The sequence below is a fragment of the Vibrio sp. 10N.222.52.B12 genome, assembly GCF_002875385.1.
In the GTDB taxonomy this organism is placed as follows: Bacteria; Pseudomonadota; Gammaproteobacteria; order Enterobacterales; family Vibrionaceae; genus Vibrio; species Vibrio jasicida.
The window spans coordinates 73286-95392 of the sequence record NZ_MDAW01000110.1; the positions used below are offsets into that span (position 1 = coordinate 73286).

Sequence of the window (22107 nt, forward strand, 5' to 3'; positions counted from 1 at the left end):
GATTGAAGCACGGTTTCAGATTGAATATTCGATGATAATGAGATGCATTGGATCGGTTTGAATCCAAGTCAGCCCAAAAATAAAATATGGAGAGTGTTATATGTCTTTACGTTTAGTAGCAGCAACCTTTGCACTAGTTGGAATGAGCTTTGGCGCACAAGCAAGCGCAGAGTGTGAAGTGTCTATCGATGCTAACGATATGATGCAGTTTTCGACCAAAACGTTGAGTGTTCCAGCAACGTGTAAAGAAGTAAAACTGACGCTGAACCACACAGGTAAGATGCCAGCGCAGTCAATGGGTCACAACGTGGTCATTGCAGACACGGCGAACCTACAAGCAGTAGGTACAGAAGGCATGTCAGCAGGTCTTGAAAACAACTACGTGAAACCTAACGACGACCGTGTTTACGCATTTACTAAAGTGATCGGCGGCGGTGAAAGCACCTCTATCACGTTCAGCACAGAGAAAATGACTCCGGGAGGTGATTACTCGTTCTTCTGTTCTTTCCCTGGTCACTGGGCAATTATGCAGGGTAAGTTTGAGTTCAAATAAGCGTTCACGCTCGAACTCAAGCCTCTGAAAAAGAAAAGGGAAGCCAAGATAAGTGGCTTCCCTTCTTAATTAGGAAGAATAATGGTCGTAATCGCTGTGCTCTTCTAAAGTTGAAAAATTCAGGGTAAGCACGTCTTCAAAAGGCATCGGCTTATAAAAGTAGAAACCTTGAATCAAATGAATGTTTTGTTCCGCCATAAACTCCAACTCTGCTTCGGTTTCTATCCCTTCAGCAACGGTTTCTGCCCCCGTAATTTTGACCAATTTGGCCGTTAGCCTAAACAGTTCGCGACCATTTTTATTGTTGAGATTCAAAACTAAAGAGCGGTCAATTTTAACTTTATCGAAATCGTACTTAGACAAGTACCCAATTGAAGAGTACCCAGAACCAAAATCATCTAACGCAATCTTCACTCCAGCCTCACGGAGCGAAGTCAAGACTCGGTGGGTACTGTGTTCATCTTGAATCAGCATGTCTTCCGTGATTTCGAATTCCACTTGAGAGTAAGACAAAGCACTTTGGTTAATCATACTCAGCACTTTTTCCGTAAAATCGGGGACAAGACAGGTCTCTGGTGACATATTGATTGAAACCTTAAAGTTAGGCGAGTCTGCTAAAGGAGCGCTCTCTTTTAAAGCTGTTTCAACCACCCACAAATCCAACTCACTCATTAACCCCACTTTGGCAAAGTCATCTAAGAAAGTAGGAGGCGAGATCTCACCCGATTCAGAACGGTGCCTAATCAACACTTCTAGAGAGCGAATCTCACCTGTCCGCGTGTTTACTTGAGGTTGGTAATACAAGATAAACTCACCGTTATTTTTTAGGTCAGTAATTCGCTTTTGTGCCGCAAATTTACTCGTAATCTCGGGGAAAAACGCCCCTGCCGATTTACCACTTTCAACACCTTCATAATTAAAGAAATCATCAGAAAGTGACTTAGCAAACGATGCATTAGCATTCCCGATATTATCCATCTGTTTAAAGAAAGGGTAATAGATTATGACACCGACTAAGATGATGATCAGCTGTAGCACCGCGCCTGTCCACGTAGAGCCCGTGCCAACATATCCACTCATCAAAGGTGGCGTCATCCAGCTCATGATTTCCGTCATTGGTGCCACCAAGCCAAGCGCCGTTGCCACATAAGCAATGACAAGACCAACAACAGGTGCAATCAAGAACGGTACGATCAACAAAGGGTTAAACATAATTGGCAGCCCAAAGATAATCGGCTCATTAATGTTGAAAAAACTTAAAATTAAAGCTGCGGTTGCCAACGCTTTGTAGCTGCGGTTTTTAGTGAGAAATAACATACAAAGCACCAAAGAAATGGTGTTTCCTGCACCACCCAAGCCCGCATAAAAATCGAAGAAGTTGGTCGTCAGTATCGGCAATGGCGTTCCGAGCAACTCATGATTTTCTATCGCTACACGTGTCGCTTCATACAACTCCGCTTTATATGGCGCAAAAATAATGTGCCCATTAATACCAATGGACCAAAATAGATTACGTACCAGCTCGTAAATAACACCATCGAAAAGAGAGTATGGGTCCAGATTTGGCAATAAAAAGCCAGCAATATCAGCGGCACAGAAAACGCGTCCTAGCACGTAGCCTAATAAGGTATAACCAACAACCAACACCGTTGTTGCCATGATCAAGTTGTAAGACTGGTCGACAATATTAGGCAGCTCCGACCGCATAAACCATTTGCGGTTTTGCATTGCACGGACAGACCATCCCACCAAAATAGGAATGATGATTGCCAGTGGGTAATTGCTCGGTACGACCGTTCCTTCTTGCAGCAGCCCCCACTCATTACATACGATGAAATAGATCATCAACGAAGGCGTAATAACATTAACCCGTGAGACTTTTAACAGAGAAGAAAGAAACTGCGAGAAGTAAACCAATAACAAGATTGGGAACAGTTTCCAGATGATAGAACTCGCGGCTCCAACCGTGGTACCCACTTGCTCGTAACCCGCCATCATAAAAAAATTGCTCAACAAAGTGCTGAATGCGGAAATCAATGACACTGGGAGCAACATGACCAGTACATTACATAAGCCATTTATGTACGAGTTGGAGGAAATTAAAGTAAAAAGCCGATTTACGTATCGATTGTTCATTTGGCTAATTTTATCCATTAGTAAACGACTCGATGAGCCGCTCAGGAAGTTCGCCGCAATTAAGGTCCGTTTAATTTGTATCGCAATGAGGGAGAGTTTCGACAGACAGTCGATGACGGTATCATTCGAGTAACAAAGCGTTGATCGTTCAACGTTGCGAATAGTCACTCAACAAAGGTAGCCATGGCCAACTTGTTGTTATCTACCAAACCAAAAGAGCGCGGACTAGGACGACCGACACTCTCTTCGTTTAGATACAACCCGCTGTTTCTTAGGTCGCGTGGTTTGTATTTTTGCATGCTAATTAAGCAAGGAGGCGCACATTATCGCCAACAAGCCCCTATTTCCACTCGACTTTTTAATTGTGACGATAAAAAACAGCACTGTTATTGCTCGAGTAAAATATCCGTAAGAGGAAGTGGACGAGTAAAGAAGTAACCTTGCGCTTTATCGACACCACAACCTTTCACAAAATCGAACTCTTGTTGGGTTTCCACCCCTTCTGCGACCACTTCGCAATGCGTAATATGGCCCAGTTTCGCTACCAATTCATATAAGTCTCTGCCTTTTTGATCATTGGCATCCAGCAGTAGCGAACGATCCAGCTTGATCTTATCAAACGGGTACTTTAGTAAGTGCGGGAACGACGCATAGCCGGTGCCAAAGTCATCCATAGCGATACGAATGCCCTGAGCTTGCAGCGCTTCCATAGTTTTAATTAAGAACACCTTATTACTAAGAATCGCCTCTTCTGTGATTTCAATTTCCAACCACTGCGGCGAGATACCATAATGAGTTAGTCGCGATAGTAAGTGCGGGACAAATTCTTCTTGCTCGATCGTAGCGACTGCAATGTTGATGGCAATTCGACGATCTTTTGATAACGTCATTTTCTGCATGTCTGCCAGAACTTTCTCAATCACGAGCTTGTCCAGTAATGGCATTGAGTTAAGCATTTGGAAGTCACTCACAAATGTCGGTGGGTGCAGTTTCCCTTCTTTATCAATGTATCTAAGCAAGGCTTCATAAGAGAAGATATTGACGTCACTGGTCGACTGGAGCTTTTGATAAAACATCACCAACTCCCCTTCCCTCAAAATCGAAGTCAGTCGCTTTTGTGCTGTCGATTTACTAATGCTTGAGTTATTCGAATCACGAACGTTGTTAAGCAAGGTTTTGAACAGCGAACTCTCAATGCCTGTGTAAGCCGTATTCGCACGAAACTGCGCAGAATACTTGCCGGCGTAAGCCAAATAAAATGGCCGATAGATAAAGACACCAAGGACGATGATCAATAATTGCAATAATGAGCCTTCAATCTGATTCCCCATCGCGACATAACCACTGAACAAAGGCGGCGTCATCCAGTTAACAATATTTTCAACCGGAGGAACAAGCCCTGATGCAATTGACCCGTAAGTGATGAGAAAGCTCAATAGCGGTACCAGCACAAAAGGCACAATCAACAATGGGTTGAAAATAATCGGCAACCCAAACAGCAAGACTTCATTGATGTTGAAGATCACCAGCGGGGTTGCTGCTAATGCCAGCATCTGGTGGTTACGTTCTTTGGCAAACAGCAACACGCACAACAATAGGCTGATGCAATTACCAGAACCACCCATCGACATAAACGCGTCGTAAAAACCTTGGCTAATTACATTTAGAGGAGCGTCACCGGCTTGCCACGCGAAAAAATTTGCTTCTGTAGCGGCGTAGATTTGCTGCTTAATGGCAAACAACAAGTTATGCCCATTGATGCCGATTGAGCCTAAAAGGCCTAGTACCGTTTGGTAAATAATCCCGCCTTTTAGCGTGAGAGGGTCCACACCCAGTCCGCGAATCATCCCACCAAATAGAGCCATAATGAATGCGGTTAGTCGCGATACTGCCAAAGCAATCAACACAAACAGAAAGAAGTGAACAACATGCTTGAGAAGACGAGACGAGAAATCCAGCGCTTGTGGCTCTAGCAAGCGTATTTTGAAAACGCAGCAATAGACATACGTCATCATCGCACTAAACAATGCCAGTAGTGGGTTGTTTGGCAGCATATAAGTCGCAGACAAACTGCCGTTTTCTATCGAGATCAAGTAGAACATGATCAACGAGTAAATGATGAAGACGGCACTCGACACATTGGTTTTATGTGACAGGTAATAACCCGCCACTACACAAAATGCGCTTGGGTACAGATTGATGAGGATATCTGACAGATGAAATAACATCTGTGATAATTCTACCCATCCTGAGAGACGGAACGCGTGGCCTAAAAAAACGGCAAGTGCATTTGATAGAGTCAGGGGTAACAACAAGAGTGCAATAGAGGCCAAATCTGTTAGGTAGGATTTGGACCCTGCACGCCATTGCCCTGTGAGCGCCGATAAACGTTGAAAAGGCGCAAAGGTAAAATTTAAGCCAGTTTGCATGGAGCATCTTATAGTAAAACGGGGGGCAACTGCTGTGTAAACAGTCGTGAGTGCAAGCGCAGCTAAAGAAATCAACTATCTGTGTAGTCTTAGTGGGTGTTTTATTTGTAAATCCATCAACAAACGAAGTTACGTTGCGGGCGTAATTTATCGATTATATGCGCTCCGATCCATTAAGATTATTTATCGTGACGATAAGAAATATACAAATATAACCCTCAGTGTTGACTAGTGAGGGTTAATATTTGCTAGATGATTATTGAGCGAGAACTTAATGCTCAGGATTCATTGGAAATCGCTGCTCATAAAGCTCCATAAAGTCTTTACGAATCAGATGCTCTAAGTGGTTTGCTTTATCTGTCGGGCAGAAAATCATGATATGCAGAATTTGCTCACCATTAATGTTACTTGAGATGTGGATGTGCGGCTCAGCGCCCGGTAGATCAACACCAGCGTGCTTCTCAATCATCGCGTTGTAACGGTGAGCGACGTCGGCGAAGTAACTGCAATGCTCATCAATCTTATCGGTCAACAAAGGCAAAAGTGGGTAGAGATTGACGAAATCTTTCACCACAACAGAAAAGTCATGGTACACGTAACGCTTCATGAAATTGAGGTTCTTCACTGGGTAGGTGAAAAACATACTGTTAGGCAGCGTCGCAGTTTTCCCCGTGAAGTGGTATTGACCATGATGCAGATCGATTTCTTGAATCACTGTCGCCATCATGTTGTGTTCAATGACCTCACCACATAGCTTTCCGACTTCAATCCAGTCACCAATGCGAAACGAACGAGAACTTGCACGCTGGATTGACCCCGTAAAACACAAGATGATCTCTTTGGATGCCACCACAATCGCGACAGCAATCGCCGTAACACTTAGAGCGAACTCGCTGATTTCTGATTGCCATAAGATGAACAACAGAATCAAGGTGATAGCAAATGTGCCGTTTTTGGTTCTCGACATCCAACTGCGTTGTTCTTCTGTAATAAAGGCATCGTCGCCACGGATTCGAGACAGAATCAAACGACGTAAAAGAATGATGAACAACAGAATTAATGCGGAAAATAAAATTTTATGAGTGAGAAGAAAATCGACGACTAACTGCACTTTCTCCATTACCCGACTCCCTGTTTGGTTTAGAAGGTTGACCTTTCATGCTAGCTATCACTAAGAAAACAGATAGAGAGCTTGCGAAAGGACAACCTTACCAAATTATTCAGTCGGTTGTCCCAATTCGCTTTCTTTAAATACGATAAACGCTCGGCGGTTTAAAGCATTGGCTTCCGGAGATTCTTCATTGATCACAGGTTGAAGTTCACCAAAGGCTTTTACTTCCCAAACAAACTGTGATGGGTCAAGTTTCGTCTTCAGGTATTCCACTACAGCCTGAGCACGACGCTCTGCAAGTGCTTCATTGTATGAACGAGCACCGACTTGGTCAGTATGACCAGCGACCATAATGCTACCCTCTAAACCTTGCAGTTTTGCGATGAAGTCATCTAATTGTGAAAGGTCTTCCGGTTTTAATTCCGACTTATCGAAATCGAAGTGCGGTGTCATCGCCATGTAAACCTTACGCTCTGCTTTTGGCGGCTCACAGAAAGGCATTTCTTCATATTTCTTCGCCTCTTCAAACATTACGTAAGCGCGACGGTTTTCTGCCCGCGCTTGATCAGATTTACCCAGCGCCAGTGGCTGCGACTCACCAAAGTGTTTCACTTCCCAATCATATTGCTCTGGGTCGAGTTGTTGCTGTAGATACGCTTCTACCGATTCAGCGCGGCGCATAGACAGCTTCTCATTGTATTCGTCAGAACCTTTAAAATCGGTATGACCGACAATCGTAATGCGTCCACTCAAGCCTCGAATATCACGGATGAACGCGTCTAGGCTTGCAGCATCAGCTTCACGAATGATGGATTTATCGAAATCGAAATGTTCAGCAACAGCGATATGAATTTCACGCTGCGGTGCTAAACACTCACTGATTAAAAATTTGGAGACATTCAAGTCTGCAAATTTATCTCGGTTCTCTTGGCTAACATAAGCATCTGCTGCACAGCCACCTAATAATGCTGCGGCCATAATTCCGCTAACTAAACGCATCGTCGTTTTCATGTGACCCTCTTATAACTTACCAACTAGGTTAATGAACACGCCTGATGCATCGTAATCATCATCATTCGCTAGGTTACCGTCAAAGCTTGAGAAGTTGTAACCCACCCCAACTTTAAAGTTATCGCTTAAGTGTTTGTTCACCGAAACCAATGCACCCTGCTCTAGCTCGTCGTAGGTGCTGTCGGTCTTCCAATGGTACTCACCCGTTACATCCCAATCTTTCATGACGCGGTAAGAGGCACTCAAGCCATAGAGAGAAATTTTACTGTCGACTGGAATGTCTTCGCCTGATTGACGAGTAAAAATTTCACTCTTATTTTTGAATGCGTATTTCGCACCTAAATCCCAGTTTGCATCCAACGAGTAGATACCTTCGATTTCGATGATGTGGCTTTCTTCATCTTTGTAATCAACATCTCGATTAAGTTGGTCGAAATCCACCAAGTAGGTGTAACGCGATAACACGTTCAAGCGATCGTTGTAGATAGGGCGATATGCCAAACCTGCTGTCGACTCAATGAAGCGTGCTAACACTTTGTCACTCGATTTACTTTCAGAAAGCGAATAGTTGAACTTACCAAATAGGGTGTACTCCTCCGTTAGGTGATGAGTGTAACGGTTGGTGGTGACCCATTGATCAACACGTTTTTTATCTGGGTCTGTCGTTTCATCGGTTTTGTCGACACGGTATTCAACTTTATTCTTGAAGACCACGTCATCTAGATCAATCGAAGTGCTCACACTCACGGCTTGGCGCTCGGTTGTGATTTTCTGGTCGTCCTCAATTTCCCCTTTTTGGTAGCCAATGCCCATGTCGATGTCATCGTTCATGTCATAGCCAAAACCGAATGAGTCGATACGCCCTTTACCGTTGTTTTCATCAACAAATTGGTTTTCTTGGTAGAAGTCGACCGTTGAAGTCAGATCTGCACGTTGACCGACAATCACATTGTTTTTGCCTTCGTAAGTATCATCTACGTAAGTTAAGTATGTGCTGTAATCTTCGGTTACGTCGTAAGTCACACTCGCTTCAGCAGCATCACCGCGATCACCAGTGGTGTATTCTGCGCCAACCACGAAGTCTTCTAAAATACGGGTTTCACCACCCAGAGTAACGCTGTCGTTCTCATCGTATTCGTCGGTTTGGCCTACGGTTTTCTGGCCTTTGATGTACACGTTGTTGTCGCTGTCCCAGATGTAGTCAGCACGCAGACCCGCTAAGGTGCCTTGGCCTTTTTCATTTTCGTTATTCAGTTCATCAACTTGCTTACCTGCCGCGGAGATCTTAATGTTTTTGGTAACTTTAACCTGTGCTTCCAGTTCCGCTTGTTGGGTATCTGTTCTTAGATCGCCATCGGATTCGCGCTCTTCAATCGAGGTAAAGCGTGTTTTCACAGCAACACGATCGGTCGCTTGGAAGCGAATTTCAGTGCCGTAAGATTCTTGTTCTAAATCGTCATCTTGGTTTGCGTAACTGTATCCCGCATCTTTAGATTTATACCAGCCCTTAACATCGTTACCCACCGCAGAGAAGATATTCGGCGCAATATCATAAAGGTTCATCACGCCTTTCACCTGATAGATGTCACCTTCTCTATCTTCACCGACAGTACCAATCGGCTCAAAAGTTAAACCACCGTCTAATGAGACAAAGTTTGAATCGGTTTGACGGCCTTTACTATGGCCAAATTCCGCCTTCAAATACGTACCTTCAGAAGCGCGTAATGTCAGATCTGTTCCGTACGCTTCGTAATCTTGGTTGTCTTTTTCTTCGGTTTGATAATTGGCACCAACACCAATGTAATCATTCACCCATCCTTTAACACGACCACCAGCAGTCAATGCATCCAAAGCATCACTGCCCTGAGGTACATATTCATAGTCCACCGCTAGATAGTTGTCATAACCAGACGATGGTTGGTCATTGATGACGGTACCGAAGTTATCTGAAATGATGTTGTTCAGCGGTCTGGTCAGAATAATACGACCTTGATACGGGTCAATTTCATAGTCTCGTCCCGATTGCAGTGGCATTTCCTGGACCGTGATGCTGCTGTCAGGGTCAACAACTTTCACCATCACCTTGTCGCTGCCTGGAACCACTTCACCATGACGCAAGAAGTACAGCGAACCGCCAGTCCCTAGGAATTCATCGTGAGCAAAGAGTGAATCAGATTCAGCAGCAAAACCAACAATGTTCAAACGGTCTTCACCAAACTTAGTGGTTGAACGGGTACGGTAATCGCCTTTGAAACCATACAAGCTACGGTTGTAGTCGTTGTTGTCGGTGCCAGTAATACCAGTGTTGTAGTTACCCCACAAAACATTGGATTTATCGTACTCAACGTTGAGGTAAACTTTACCTTTGGTATTCACCACTTTGTAGATGTTGGAACTGTCACCATAATTGCCATAATACATCTCATCGTCGTCTTCCAGAATGTCGAACACACTGGATGAGTCAGAGGCAAACGGGTGCTTAAACATGTCTCGCACGTCGCTTTCTTTGGTATCAAAGTGGGTAGTAATTCTGAGTTTGTCGCCAAACTTACCTTGGCCAAAGTACGCTAGGCGACCTTGATTGTAGATATCATCTTGGTATTGGTCATCGACTGCCAATGCAGCGGAGTTGCCCGTCACCTTATTTTTACCTATATAGAAATCGGCAAGACCGGCTTGTACCCAGTATTCATCTGGAATACGTACATACAACTGGTAGCGACGCTCTTCTCCATTGTCGAATACTACGCGCGTCGGGAACAAGTACGCATCCGCGGGTAGATATTGTTCTGCGTACAACTCACCTTCTTCAACATCAAATTCGTCTTCGCCGATAATGACCTTATCAACGCCTTTTAGTCCCGTACCGATGAAACGTGCCAGCCCCGCTGAGGTCGGAATGTTATGGCGCATCAACTGTGCTTTACCAAGTTTACGGCTTTGTTCTTCTTCGCCATCGTTCTTGTCGATGTCGACTTCAGAATCTGGCTCAACTAGGTTAATCACGCCGACCGTCGTCACGTCCATATTGCCGTCTTTATCGAAGGCTTTTAAACGGAACAACAGCTGCGTGTTGGATTCAAATTGAAATTCTTGTTCAGTCGCACCATCCCAAACAATGTTGAAATCGTTCGCAAATTGCTGACCTTCAACCACTGTTAAAGGATCAACCAAGCCACGGTCACCACCACGGAATACTTCCAGTTGGTAATGGTCAACGTAGTAGCTGAAGTTAGTTGTGATAGCAAAGCTCATCTCTTGCAGTGGCTTACCATCTTTCACTTCAACATCGCTGCTAATGCTCAGGTCAAGTACCGGGTCAAAACGCATAATGTCACGGCTTGCCCAGATCGCACCTTGTTCTAAATAAATACGCGAGTTATCGATTTGCTCATGCGCTTTAACTTCAATACCCAGTGAGTCACTGTCAAGTTTCTCCAATTGACTGGTGTCTTTCGCGAACGAAAGTATCGGCAACGCTGCCAAGATACACACTGTTAGTTTCGAGCGTCTAAATTTAATCATAAATAATCCTGCTTAACCGCTTGAGTGGTCGGCTGGGCGTACCCAGCCTGCATCTGTGCTGCTAACGGTTAATCATCCCCACTGCTTTTGATGCTGAAGTTAAATTTCGTCAGTTTGTTTGGTGTGATTCGGCGCACTTTCGGGTTTTCACTGATTACCTTCATGCCTGTTGGTAGCGAGTCAGTGTCGACTTTGACCAAGAACTGCTTACCTTTTTTATTCAACACCCACTGATCTGGTACATGGTATCGACCATACTGGTCTGTCTCGATGATAATGCCTTCGACAGTCAATAAGCGAACCCCAGGAATACCGTCTTCGTAGATCCCTTTGTTCTCTACGACGATCTCCCAAAGGTAATCATCACCATCTCGATAGAGGTTTCGTATCACATCAATATTTTCTGCCGACAATCCTTTCTTCTTATCTCCTTTGTGCTTAGTCGTAACGTTACCTTGCATGTCAAATTCGATGTAAGTGCCATTATCGGTCGTCACCTTGAATGGGAAGCCTTGGCGGGTCCGCGTCTTAAATTGGAAAGCCACTTTGTTGCTACCTTCAATGGTTCGGTTGCGAGATAAGCCATACAATTCATCGACTTCATATCCTTTATCCACACTCGACATCACAACGTCTTGTCCTTTCAATTTCACGTTCGCATCTCTCAACTGAGTCTCTACGCCATCTTGAGTAATGAACGTGGAATTCGGAATGTAATCCTCCTCAGCAAAGTCAACATCGATGTAGATATCATCGGCAGTGGCATCAGCTTGGAAGCCATCACCATTGTGATCTTCAAACACCTTACCGATGATGGATGCAGTATCGAACACCTTGTCTGGCATAACTTCAACCGTTGCACTGGCGAGGTTCGACTTCACAACGTAGTTGGTCGTGGTGTTTTGTGCGGAGAAGCTTTCTGCCGGTGGCGCTTCTGCCCATGCGGTGTTGGTGTAAACGCCAAAGGTAGCACCAACACTCACACGCATTAGGTAACGAATTCGAATTGCGTCTGCAGTTTGCGAGTCACCGTTGCCATAGATATTCATATCTCCGACTTCGAAGAACAACTGATTGGTCTTAGTTGGCTCTACGGTAATTTGGATGTCGTCTGCGGTATCGAACACACCATCTGGTCCACTGTTCACCATCTCGGTAGAGTCAGGGATGTAAGCGAAGCCCCCTGGGTAGCGGTCAACCAACCGAACCCCTGTAAATGGGTTGTCGTTTTCGTTGGTGATCGTCACTTCATATTCCACAACTTCACCGACACTCGCTTCTGACTTGCTAGCAACCTTAGTTACTTTCAGCATGCCTTCGTTGTACGCTTGCTTCTTGACCTTAATGGTCACATTGGCGGAAGCGGTTTCACCTGTCGATGCGGCGGCGGTGAATACGTTTGTGAAGTTGTCATCGATACCTCGGTTGATTTCACCCTTCACCACGATTTCGTATTCATTACCTTGATACGCCTTCATGGTGTGGTTTGAATCGACATTACTGTCTGAATCAACAGAAACCACAACACCAGACTTGAGCTCGGTGATGGTCGCTTTCCATGTGGTGAACAATGGATTGCCGTTGTTACCAATGAGCTTATCGATTTCATCCAACAAGTTGACGCTTTCTGCATCGGCAGAACCTCGGTTGGTCGCGGTCATTGTGAAGGTAATTTCATCGTCGTCGTTGGTGTATTCCGCTTTATCCGCCACCTTGGTCACCGACAAAATGATCGGCAGTGGTTTGATGGTTGCGAAATCGTCAGCAAGGACATCACTTTCTGACTTGTCATAGGCATACGCGTGGTTGGTGATTTCTCCCATCGCATCCGCGTTGACGACACCCGTGATTTCAATGTCCAACTTATCGTTTGGCGCAATAATCACGCGGCTATTCACATCCAGGTTGTCGCCCTGAATTTGTGGCAACACGATGGTGCGGTCGTCATTATATGAGCTTGTCATACTCCAACTGGTAAACGCTGACGCTTCGATGTCGTGAATCGTATTTACCTTCAACTCTGAGATAAGATCCTTAAGCACTATCTCTTCGGTAAACGAGCCAGATTCATTACTTAACACCACGTGGTAAGTGACGTTTTCACCCGGACGGTAATACTCATCATCCACGGTTTTCTCAAGTTTTACTGACTCTGGCATCGCTAAGAGCGTCGCTGTTGCGTCTTGAGTATCCCCCCGGAACGTAGCGCTTGCCGTGTTTTCAATCTCACCAATGGCGTATTGGTTTACGAGACCAGTAATCACAAACTCCACCTCATCATTTGCCGCAATGGTCAGCGTCGAATCAATGTCAGCATTCACACTTGGAATATTGGTGATGTCTGTTTCTGGGTTACCTTTGTTGATATCAATACGCCATGAATCAAACGCTTTCACGGTCGTCCCATCAAGTCGAACAACTTCAATATTGCTGATAGCATCTTTCACACCAACATCCGTTGCTGGCACAGTGCCTTCATTCTTCACCTTAACGCGGAATGTCGCTTCCGTGCCGGGAACATAGTATTCCGTGTCTGCGGTTTTCTCGATTGAGATACCTTGAGATTGAGGCTGGATGGTCGCACTTGATTGTTGCGTGGTGCCATTCAGATCCGCAGTGGCAATATTGGTAATTTCGCTCGCTGCCAATGGATTGGTTTTCACCGTAATGGTGAACTCGACAATATCATGTGGGGCAATATCAATAACTGAGCGAATATCTTGGTTATCGACTGGCATTGGCGTGATAGTCGTACGACTGTCACTCTTAGTGGTTTCGATAGTCCAACTCTCAAACGCACGTTCATTTACACCGTAGATGTTGATCGCTTTAATGCCTGACAGAATGTCGTCTAGCTCAATATCATTATCAAAGCCACCGGTCCCGTTGTAGACACGAACATGGAATACCGCTTCTTCACCCGGGATATAAATTGGTGATTCAGCCGTTTTCTCAATCCAAACTTCTTCAGGTAACGTCTCAAGCGTAGCCGTTGCATCGGTAGTCGCACCACCGAACTCAGCCGTCGCGGTGTTAACGATATTGGCCACTGCACTGCTGTTGACTGTACCTGTAATAGCAAATTCCACCGTGTCATCAGGTGCAATATCAAGGTTGGTAGAAATATCACCGTTTGGTCCCGGAACCGTATCTATGTTGGTACGTGGGTCCCCTTTAGTGGTCACGATCGTCCAATCGTTAAACGCAGGTTCTATCGCTCCACCAGAGGTTTCAACTTCAAGTGAAGAAATGATGTCCTCGACTTTTACATCTGCCGCAAAGCCGGAACCATTATTGGTCACTTTGACGCGGAATGTGGAGAACTCACCCGGTTGGTAGTAACGCTCATCGGTGGTTTTCTCCAGAACGATATCACCCGGACGTGGTTTCAACGTTGCTGTTTCCGTCACGTCTTTACTGTTGTGATTCAACGTTGCGGTGTTAACAATGTCGCCCGTTGCTTCCGGGTTCACTAAGCCAATAACGTAAAGAGTGATGGTGTCGTTCGGTGCGAGGTCGATGTTGTAATCAATATCCTTGTCAACCACAAGTGAGTTCGCATCGACGGTAGTCAGTGAACTGCCCGTAACATATTGAACCGCCCATTGTAGGAAAGCTTGGTTGGCCGAACCATCAATGGTATTCACGGTGAGCGCACCAATTTCATCTTTCAGGTTGATGTCATTCGCGTAGCTGTTACCTTCGTTGACAATTTTCAGGATGTAACCTGCCGCTTGGTTAGGGCTATAAAACTCCACCATTGGCTCTTTCGTAAAGGTTAAATCTGGGATCGTCGCTGTGCTGGTTGCTTCTGCAGTTTTAGTCGAACCATTGTAGGTCACTTCAACTTGGTTGGTGACATCGCCCACTACTTCAGGGTCAAGCTCCCCTTCTGCAGTAATGGTCACGACATCATTTGGACTGATGTCCAAGCTGCCATCTAAAAACTCACCCGTGGACGATGGGAACTTAGTGTCACCCGTCTGTGAAGACGCATTGAAGAAGATGGTGCCAGACTCAAACGCTTTTACTGTCGCGCCCGTAATACTGGTCGAAGTAATGTCGTTGACTAGATCCTTAATGGAAACATCACTTGCCCAGTTGGCTGTGGTGTTTTCAATTGTGATGGTATAAGTAAGCTTGTCACCTGATTCGTATTGGCTCTTATCAACCGTTTTATCGACCGTGAGATCAGCCGTTGCCGCCACATAAGTCGCATCCGCAGTTTGAGAGCCGCTTGAATCGCTCACTTCCACTACGTTAGTGATATCACCAACAAGGTCCGCTTTTACAACACCTTCAACATGAAGTTTCACTGTGTGGTCTGGGTGAATGTTGTAGCGAATCTGATAACCATTGTCGCCAGTCACCTCAGAGCCTGCAATGGGCTGAGTCAATGTTGGATCAGTACCGTCAACACTCACTGACGTCGCTGACCAAGAATCAAATGCACGAACTGGTAAGGTCGCACCCGCTTTTTCAGCACGAATCGTCTTCCAAAGGTCAGAAATCAGGACATCGGTCGCATAACCTGTACCTGTGTTTTTCACCTCGATATCGTAGCCAATGGTATCGCCTGGATGGTAAATCGCGGGGGTAATTGAAGTGACTTTCGAAACGGTAAGTGTTCCCGGTTCAGGGATGATAACTTTTTCTTTCAGGTTGTAGGTGAAGTAATTGGTTCCTGAATTTAGTTTGCCTTGTAGTTGGTTAGTAAACTCACCAACTGCATCATCGCGAGCATGACCAACGACTTCGATTAGGATTTCAGTATAAGTATCATCGGCCGCTTTACCACCCATCTGAACCGTCACATCAATATCCGTGTTTGGAGCTACAGAGTTAAGGTTACTAATGTCTGTGTAAGCCGGATTACCATCAGTGATAATTTGAGCACTTACCGTCCAATCCTTTAAAGCAACTTGCTCTGTACCATCAGCGACTTCAACTTTGTAATTGCTAATAATGTCACGAATGTCAATCAACTCGTTATTTGCAGTCTCGTTGCGAACACGCATTTGATACCGAACTTCTGAACCTGGAGTATAAGTTGGTGTGTCCGTTGATTTTTGAGCAATCAGGCTCGACGTACCAGGATCTAGAACGACGGCATTACTATCAACGCCGTTGACTTTGGCCACATTGGTAATGGTCCCTGTGGCGTCCGCCGCTACTGTGCCGTCAATCTCAAACACAACGGTGTCGCCTGGCATCAAGTCGAACGCTGCATTCAGTGGTACAGTTCCTTGGTAGTTACCCGTAATTGAGAATCGGTCTGCATCAGGCGCACTCACGATTGCCACACTGTAGTCTTGGAATGCTGCCTTACCATCAGATGTATCAATGGTGTTTAGTTCATCAACGATAGTCGCGCCATTGGTAATGCTGTCACCCACGTTGGTCACGCTAACTTGATATTGAACTTGACCGTTCGGGTTGTAGTGACAATCTGTGCCAGTCGTTGATGGGAAAGTACATGTGCCACTGTCTGCGGTTGTACTCAGAACTGACTTCTCGAAGTTTAGTACGGGCACAACTGGTGGAATTACGTCCGTGGTATCACTTTGGTTCCCAGCCTTACCCGTGTTGCCATCGATATCACCAAGAGCGTCCGGGCGAACTTTTCCTTTAACCGTAAACTCAATGACTTCTTCCGGAGCGATATCGACTAGTAGGTCAAGATCATCAGTCGCATCATAAGACTCGATGTAAGTGTCTTGGGTTCCCGTTGTACCTGTTGAAGTGAAAGTATGAGATATATCCGTATCTGAGAACGCTGATTTCGTCGTCCCACCGATCACTTCAACGCGAACGTTAGAGACAATATCTTGGATCACGGTTTGGTCACGCCACACGGGCTCGGTGTTGATCACCGTGAATTTGTAGATGACCTCATCTTCAGGTTTGTAGGTGTCACCGGATACATAAGATTTGCCATCGATTGAGACAATTTCTTTGCTCACCGACAGATTACTGCCCTCAGGCGTAACTTTTGCGGAATTGAAGTTACTGCCGTTGTATTTCGGTGTCGCAACAATCTGGTCGAGCGCATCTTGGCGGATCTGTGACTCCATGACAAAGTCAATCCAACCACCCGGCGCGATCGAAAGTACTGAAATATCGATATCTGCATTCGCACCACCAGTGTAGCCATCAATTAGTGTCGTCGCTTCACCGGATGTGGTAGCGGTGACTGTCCAACCATATTGATCAAATGCAGGTAGCGTTTGTGAGTCAGATTCACCAGTTGCATTCTGAGCAACACGTACTTTGACATTTGAGAACAACTCTTTTAGTGATTTGTTGTACTCCAAACCTTTACCATTGTTCTCAATACGCAAGTGGTAAACGATCTTTTCGCCATCTGTCGTATGGTTGTATGTGGTCTTGTGTGTTGCCAATGATGTATCAGTGTACGCTTTATGCGACTTAACAATGTTCACCGGCAGCATGTTCACCGGTTCTGACGGTAAGTTATGGCTCTTGTCGACCACTGCAACGTTAAGAATTTGACCTATCGCTTTCTCACTGATCTTCGCTTTGATCGTATAAGTAACAAAGGTTCCGCCTGTTGCAAATTCATTAGCTGCTAGGTTGAACTTAGTATCGATATCACTGTTGTTACTGACAGAGCCCGCATCACTAATACCACTCGAATCAACACTGGTAACAATGGTCCATGAATCAAATGCACGTCCTTTACCACTACCATCGAAGTAATCGGTCTGGATCTTGCTGATTTCATCCTTGATTGGCATCTCATTAATGTGAACATTATTTAAGTTCTTCAGTGAGATTTCATACTCGATGTAACCACCCGGCGTATAACCACCACTTAACTCGGTAGTGCCATCCTGATCGTAGATTTTGGTGACATGTTTTGAGAAGTCGTACTTCTCTGCAGAGGCTTTGGTCTCCGCACTCACTGTATCGCCATCAACAGTAAGTAAGTTCAAGATCTCACCGACGGCGTTGTTGTTCACCTTAGCCGTCACAACATACTCAATGATTGTGCCTTTAGGGATAGAGGCATGAGTATCGATGTCTGCGTTATCAGCAATCTTGCCATCCAGATCGAGAATAGCCGAGGAGCTACCACTGACGATCCTTGGAACGACCGTCCAACCCGAGTCAAACGCTTTACCGCTTGTGCCATCGACAAGATCGACCATGATATTAGACAGTCGGTCGATAACAGGAATGTTGTATGCGTTACCCTTACCATCGTTTTCGATTGTTAAACGGTAAACTAGAGGTTGCCCCGGCTCGTAGCTTGATTGATCAACCGTCTTACTGAACGCCAGATGATAGCTGTTCGGGATCACCGTGATACCACCAATAGTGATTGTACCGGTCGCGTCTTCACGCACCACACCCACGACTTCAAAGGTAACGGAATCTTTGCCAGCCACATCGATCGTTGTGTTGATGTCTTTATTATCCGCAACAGTACCATCCAATGTGCCGTCGGTTGTGCCGTCGCCACCATTTGAATCATCTTTCGAAACATCGACGGTGAAACCTTTATCAAATGGCGTCGCTAAAGAGCCATCCAACAACTGAGTCGTAACACCAGTAATGTTTTCGCTTACAGCGTGGTCATTGACATAACCAGTTTGAGAAGAAACCGTTACTTGATAAGTTAAGGTATCACCTGGCGAATAGAAGCGAGACTCAACCCCATTAACCAGTAACTTCCTCACCACATCGCCGCCATTGTAAGCTCGCTCCATCTCATGATGAGAAAGATGTGATTCTTCAGTAACTTGGCCAAAGTCACGGTATACGTAGGCGTCATTCTCAATTTTGTCGTTTAAGTTCCCCATTGAATCCTGAGAACCAATAACATTGTCTTTAACACGAGCTTTAATTCGGAAAGTACGCAATTCGCCCGCAGCAAGTGTCATCGTGTTCGATGCATCACCAGGTGGGTAGATAAAATCTTCGGTAGTTTGAGATTGAAAACCGCCGCCGTCATCGAAATCAAACTGCCAGTATTCAAACGGAGATTGGTTTGGGTAGTTTTCATATTGGTTGTCTTTGTCATTTGCCAAAACAGAACGAATATCTGTCAGTAAATCAACGACCTTAAGACCGCTTTCGACATTCGCGCCATTGTTCAAAACACGAATTTCATAAGTGACGTCATCGCCAGGAACAAAGCGAACTTTATCCGCTGTTTTCAGAATAGAAACGTTAAGAGAGTCCCCTGATGTACCACCAATCTCGGCAGAAGAGGATTGGTTTAAGTTCGTCGATGGATCGTAAATCTCTGCGGTATTAGCGATCTCATCTTCTATGTAATCGTCTTTAACTTTGCCTCTCACATTGTAAACAACGTAACCTTCGACACCGTTAATTTTAGGATCGATATCGATACGACTATCGATATTTCCGTTATTTGGATACCCCGACTTTTCACCAGCATAACTGCCCGTTTGAAAAGGTGAATTATTGGAATCTGTAGACGCCGTTATTTCCCATTCAGAGAACGCATTCAAGCCCTTAATATCATCTGTGACACGAACTTCGTTTGCATAACCAGGCCCAGTATTGACGATGGTAATCTTGAAGTTAACCCATTGGCCTGGAACAAACGAGTCATCAGGTGTTGTTTTCGCAACAATCACTTTTGGATCATGAGGGTAAACAATAACCGTATCCGATGCAGATGATTGAACTGTTGAATCCGGTGTTTTGATTTCTGCTGTATTGTCAAATCGCGAGTATATAATCTCACTTTCATTTGAGCGGTCGATTTGTGCCACGATGGTGTAAACCACTTCAACATTCGGCGGGATTTGTGCCGTTGTATCTAGATCCGTATTTGGCGCAAAAGTACCGACGTCGGTGTACGCTGGATTGCCATCCAATTGAGGATCATCTGAGATAATCTCCGCACTGATCGTCCACGATTTGAACACTTGTTTTGATGTCGTATCTGGTTCCAATATCTTCGCGGAGATCGAAGATAAGGTGTCTTTTACAGCAACATTTGTCGCGTAACCGTTTTCTTTATCGTTCTTTAAGCTGATTTGGTAAATGACTTCGGTATCAAGCTTAGAATACGCAGTCTGTTCACCATGAAACCCGCTGTCAGTATTCGTCTTCACGCGTTTGTTTAGCGCAATCGCAAAGTCGCGAGGATCAGAGCCTCGATCGGCATAGACAGAGCCATCAACAGTTACTTCGTTTGAGATATGGCCATTTGCTAAAGGGTTAGTCTGAGCAACAATGGTGTACTCAATATAGGAGTGAGGTTGAAGCGTAGCAATGACATTCAAATTGTCAGGGTGTTTCACTTCTCCAGTGATACCAGTATTTGAAGCGGTCGCTGGTGTGCCATCGTCTTTAAACGCTTCGGCAGTGATCGTCCAATCCGAATAAGCATTGATTTCTTTGCCATTGATATCGGTTGTTTTCACTGAGTTAAGGTCGTCTAGTACCTGAACTTGGTTTGCAAAACCATCACCGTCGTTCGTCACGGTAATGGTGTAAGTCAGAGTCTGGCCAGAAGAATAAAAACGGCTATCTACGTCTTTACTCGCACGTAAGTTATCATCTGGAGTTTGAACACCCGAGCCTTCTTCGGTTACGTTATCATTAGAGCAACTTGGGTCGTCATCAAGAATGAGGCCTGTACTGGTATCATTCGTTTTGGCAGTCAGTTTGTACTTAATGGTTTTACCCGGTGCGATGTCCGGTGTCAGCGAGAGTGGACTTGATGTCCAAGCTCCATAACTAAAAGAGCCAGGATCAGAACCAATCGAGTCTTCACCAGAAATCACTTCAATTTTCCATTTTTCGAAAGCCTGCCCGTCACCAGCGCCACCCGCTTGCTCGGTAACAACACACGTCAAGTTATCTTGAACTAACAGGTTATTGGCAAAGTATTTTGATGAGCCATTTGTAACGGTAATTTCGTACTCAATTTCACCACCTGGTACATATTCGGATGCAGAAGTGGTTTTAGAAATAGAGATATCAGAATCCGTCACACTCAACACTTTTTCAGCATCAACCGTATCCGAAATACTGGAGCTTTTGACCAAAGAGCCTGAGTCATCCGTTACTGAAGCAGTAAAGCCTTGCAAGGTGCCAATCGTGATCGGGGTAAGGATTGCTTTAATTTGGTAGGTGATCGACTCGCCCGGATAGATAGAAACGGTATCGTCAAAATCGACATCCGTTTGTGCGCTGCCTTGGTAGTCAGAAAGTGAGTTACTGCCAATGCTTGAAACCGTGATATCCCAAGTCGTGAAGGGGTTACCATCCACATCGGTGTTGTTGTAAGAAGGGGATAAATTGTTAGCTAAACCATTGCGGCTAACTAGGTCTTTAATGTTTTGTTTTACATGATAATTATGAGCAATCGCGCCACCGCTGTTACTCACCTTCAATTCAAAATCTACCTCACCGTTAATCAGGTATGGCGATGTTGAATTGAGCGTGTGTTCCAGTTCAATTTCAGGATCAGATGGAGGTGTTGATAGTGGGTTGCCGTCGACTGTACCAGCACGAGTCGTGGAACTTGCTTGTGTATCAATATCGGATACTAAGTCCGCAGCAACCGTCGCTTTGATGGTGTAAGTAATGTAACCACCAACAGAGATCTCCGCATCGGTGAGTGACAAATCTCCTGTTGTTGCAAAGGTACCCGCATCGCTCCCTGATGAAGCGACGGCACTAATGCTCACGCTGCTAAATGCACTCCCGGTTGTGCCATCTAACTTTTGTCCTGTTAAAGAGGCAAACTCTTGCTCAATATCTAATCCTTTAACCGCATAAGCACCGTTATTGGTTGCCGTTAAAGAATAAGTCAGTGTGCCGCCAACATCGTATTCGGTCGGGCTAACGTATTCTTCCAGAAGATAATCGTATTCAGCCGGAGGGAAAGTAATTGTATCTGGGTTAGTAAAAGTCGTCTCTGTGCCGGAAACCGTTCCTTTTACTTCGGTGTTGCCAAGAACAATATCTTCAGCAGCATCATCAGCAACTGTTGCTTCAATTTGATAAGTAATGCGCCCTAGCGGTAATAAGTTAGCGCCGGTCACGTTCAAATTACTATTGCTGGAGGAATAACTACCTGCATTCGTTCCCAAGGTGTGAGTATCGGTAATCTTGACACTGCTGAACGCCCTGCTCGATCCAGACATCACATCCCAAATGGCATTCGTCACTGACACATCACTGATCGTGCTGATCGTCGTATTTCGAACTTCAATCGAGTATGTAATGACCTGTCCATTTTCATAAGGCAGACCGAATGTTGGGCTAAAAGATATTTCAATTTCCCCTGCTGCTAATGCTTTGAAAGGAAGCAAAAACATAAGCAAAAACAA

At 45.1% G+C, this 22107-nt stretch carries 7 protein-coding genes; 1 reads left to right on the top strand and 6 read right to left on the bottom strand.

The annotated features are described in order from the left end of the window. The first annotated feature begins 100 nt into the window (after nucleotides 1-100). On the top strand, nucleotides 101-553 hold the full coding sequence (gene azu, locus BCT11_RS09410; protein ID WP_005441233.1) for an azurin: 453 nt from the start codon (nucleotides 101-103) through the stop codon (nucleotides 551-553). A gap of 69 nt (nucleotides 554-622) precedes the next feature. Here azu and BCT11_RS09415 read toward each other — a convergent pair whose 3' ends face one another. The 6 genes from BCT11_RS09415 to BCT11_RS09440 all read right to left on the bottom strand — a co-directional run bounded on the left by BCT11_RS09415 (nucleotide 623) and on the right by BCT11_RS09440 (nucleotide 22095). After that, nucleotides 623-2689 carry an EAL domain-containing protein gene (locus BCT11_RS09415; RefSeq protein ID WP_039975750.1) on the bottom strand — a complete coding sequence of 689 codons (2067 nt, stop codon included), beginning with the start codon at nucleotides 2687-2689 and terminating at the stop codon, nucleotides 623-625. A 386-nt stretch (nucleotides 2690-3075) separates the two neighbouring features. Beyond that, on the bottom strand, nucleotides 3076-5118 hold the full coding sequence (locus BCT11_RS09420; RefSeq protein ID WP_102388191.1) for an EAL domain-containing protein: 2043 nt from the start codon (nucleotides 5116-5118) through the stop codon (nucleotides 3076-3078). Nucleotides 5119-5389: 271 nt separating this feature from the next. Further along, the gene (locus tag BCT11_RS09425; protein WP_038881031.1) at nucleotides 5390-6238 is read right to left on the bottom strand and encodes a mechanosensitive ion channel family protein; all 849 of its coding nucleotides are present in this window, start codon (nucleotides 6236-6238) and stop codon (nucleotides 5390-5392) included. Nucleotides 6239-6334: 96 nt separating this feature from the next. Then, nucleotides 6335-7240 (bottom strand): OmpA family protein, encoded by a 906-nt coding sequence (locus BCT11_RS09430; protein ID WP_102388192.1) that lies wholly within the window; start codon nucleotides 7238-7240, stop codon nucleotides 6335-6337. Nucleotides 7241-7249: 9 nt separating this feature from the next. Beyond that, nucleotides 7250-10765: a hypothetical protein gene (locus tag BCT11_RS09435; RefSeq protein ID WP_102388210.1), complete on the bottom strand. Its 3516-nt coding sequence runs from the start codon at nucleotides 10763-10765 to the stop codon at nucleotides 7250-7252. A gap of 68 nt (nucleotides 10766-10833) precedes the next feature. Beyond that, nucleotides 10834-22095: a DUF11 domain-containing protein gene (locus BCT11_RS09440; RefSeq protein ID WP_241909010.1), complete on the bottom strand. Its 11262-nt coding sequence runs from the start codon at nucleotides 22093-22095 to the stop codon at nucleotides 10834-10836. Nucleotides 22096-22107 lie beyond the last annotated feature (12 nt).

What these genes read in the sequence shown, in the direction of transcription:
- azu (WP_005441233.1), top strand. Translation starts at nt 101, where the DNA reads ATGTCTTTACGTTTAGTAGCAGCAACCTTTGCACTAGTTGGAATGAGC.
- BCT11_RS09415 (WP_039975750.1), bottom strand. Translation starts at nt 2,689, where the DNA reads ATGAACAATCGATACGTAAATCGGCTTTTTACTTTAATTTCCTCCAAC.
- BCT11_RS09420 (WP_102388191.1), bottom strand. Translation starts at nt 5,118, where the DNA reads ATGCAAACTGGCTTAAATTTTACCTTTGCGCCTTTTCAACGTTTATCG.
- BCT11_RS09425 (WP_038881031.1), bottom strand. Translation starts at nt 6,238, where the DNA reads ATGGAGAAAGTGCAGTTAGTCGTCGATTTTCTTCTCACTCATAAAATT.
- BCT11_RS09430 (WP_102388192.1), bottom strand. Translation starts at nt 7,240, where the DNA reads ATGAAAACGACGATGCGTTTAGTTAGCGGAATTATGGCCGCAGCATTA.
- BCT11_RS09435 (WP_102388210.1), bottom strand. Translation starts at nt 10,765, where the DNA reads ATGATTAAATTTAGACGCTCGAAACTAACAGTGTGTATCTTGGCAGCG.
- BCT11_RS09440 (WP_241909010.1), bottom strand. Translation starts at nt 22,095, where the DNA reads ATGTTTTTGCTTCCTTTCAAAGCATTAGCAGCAGGGGAAATTGAAATA.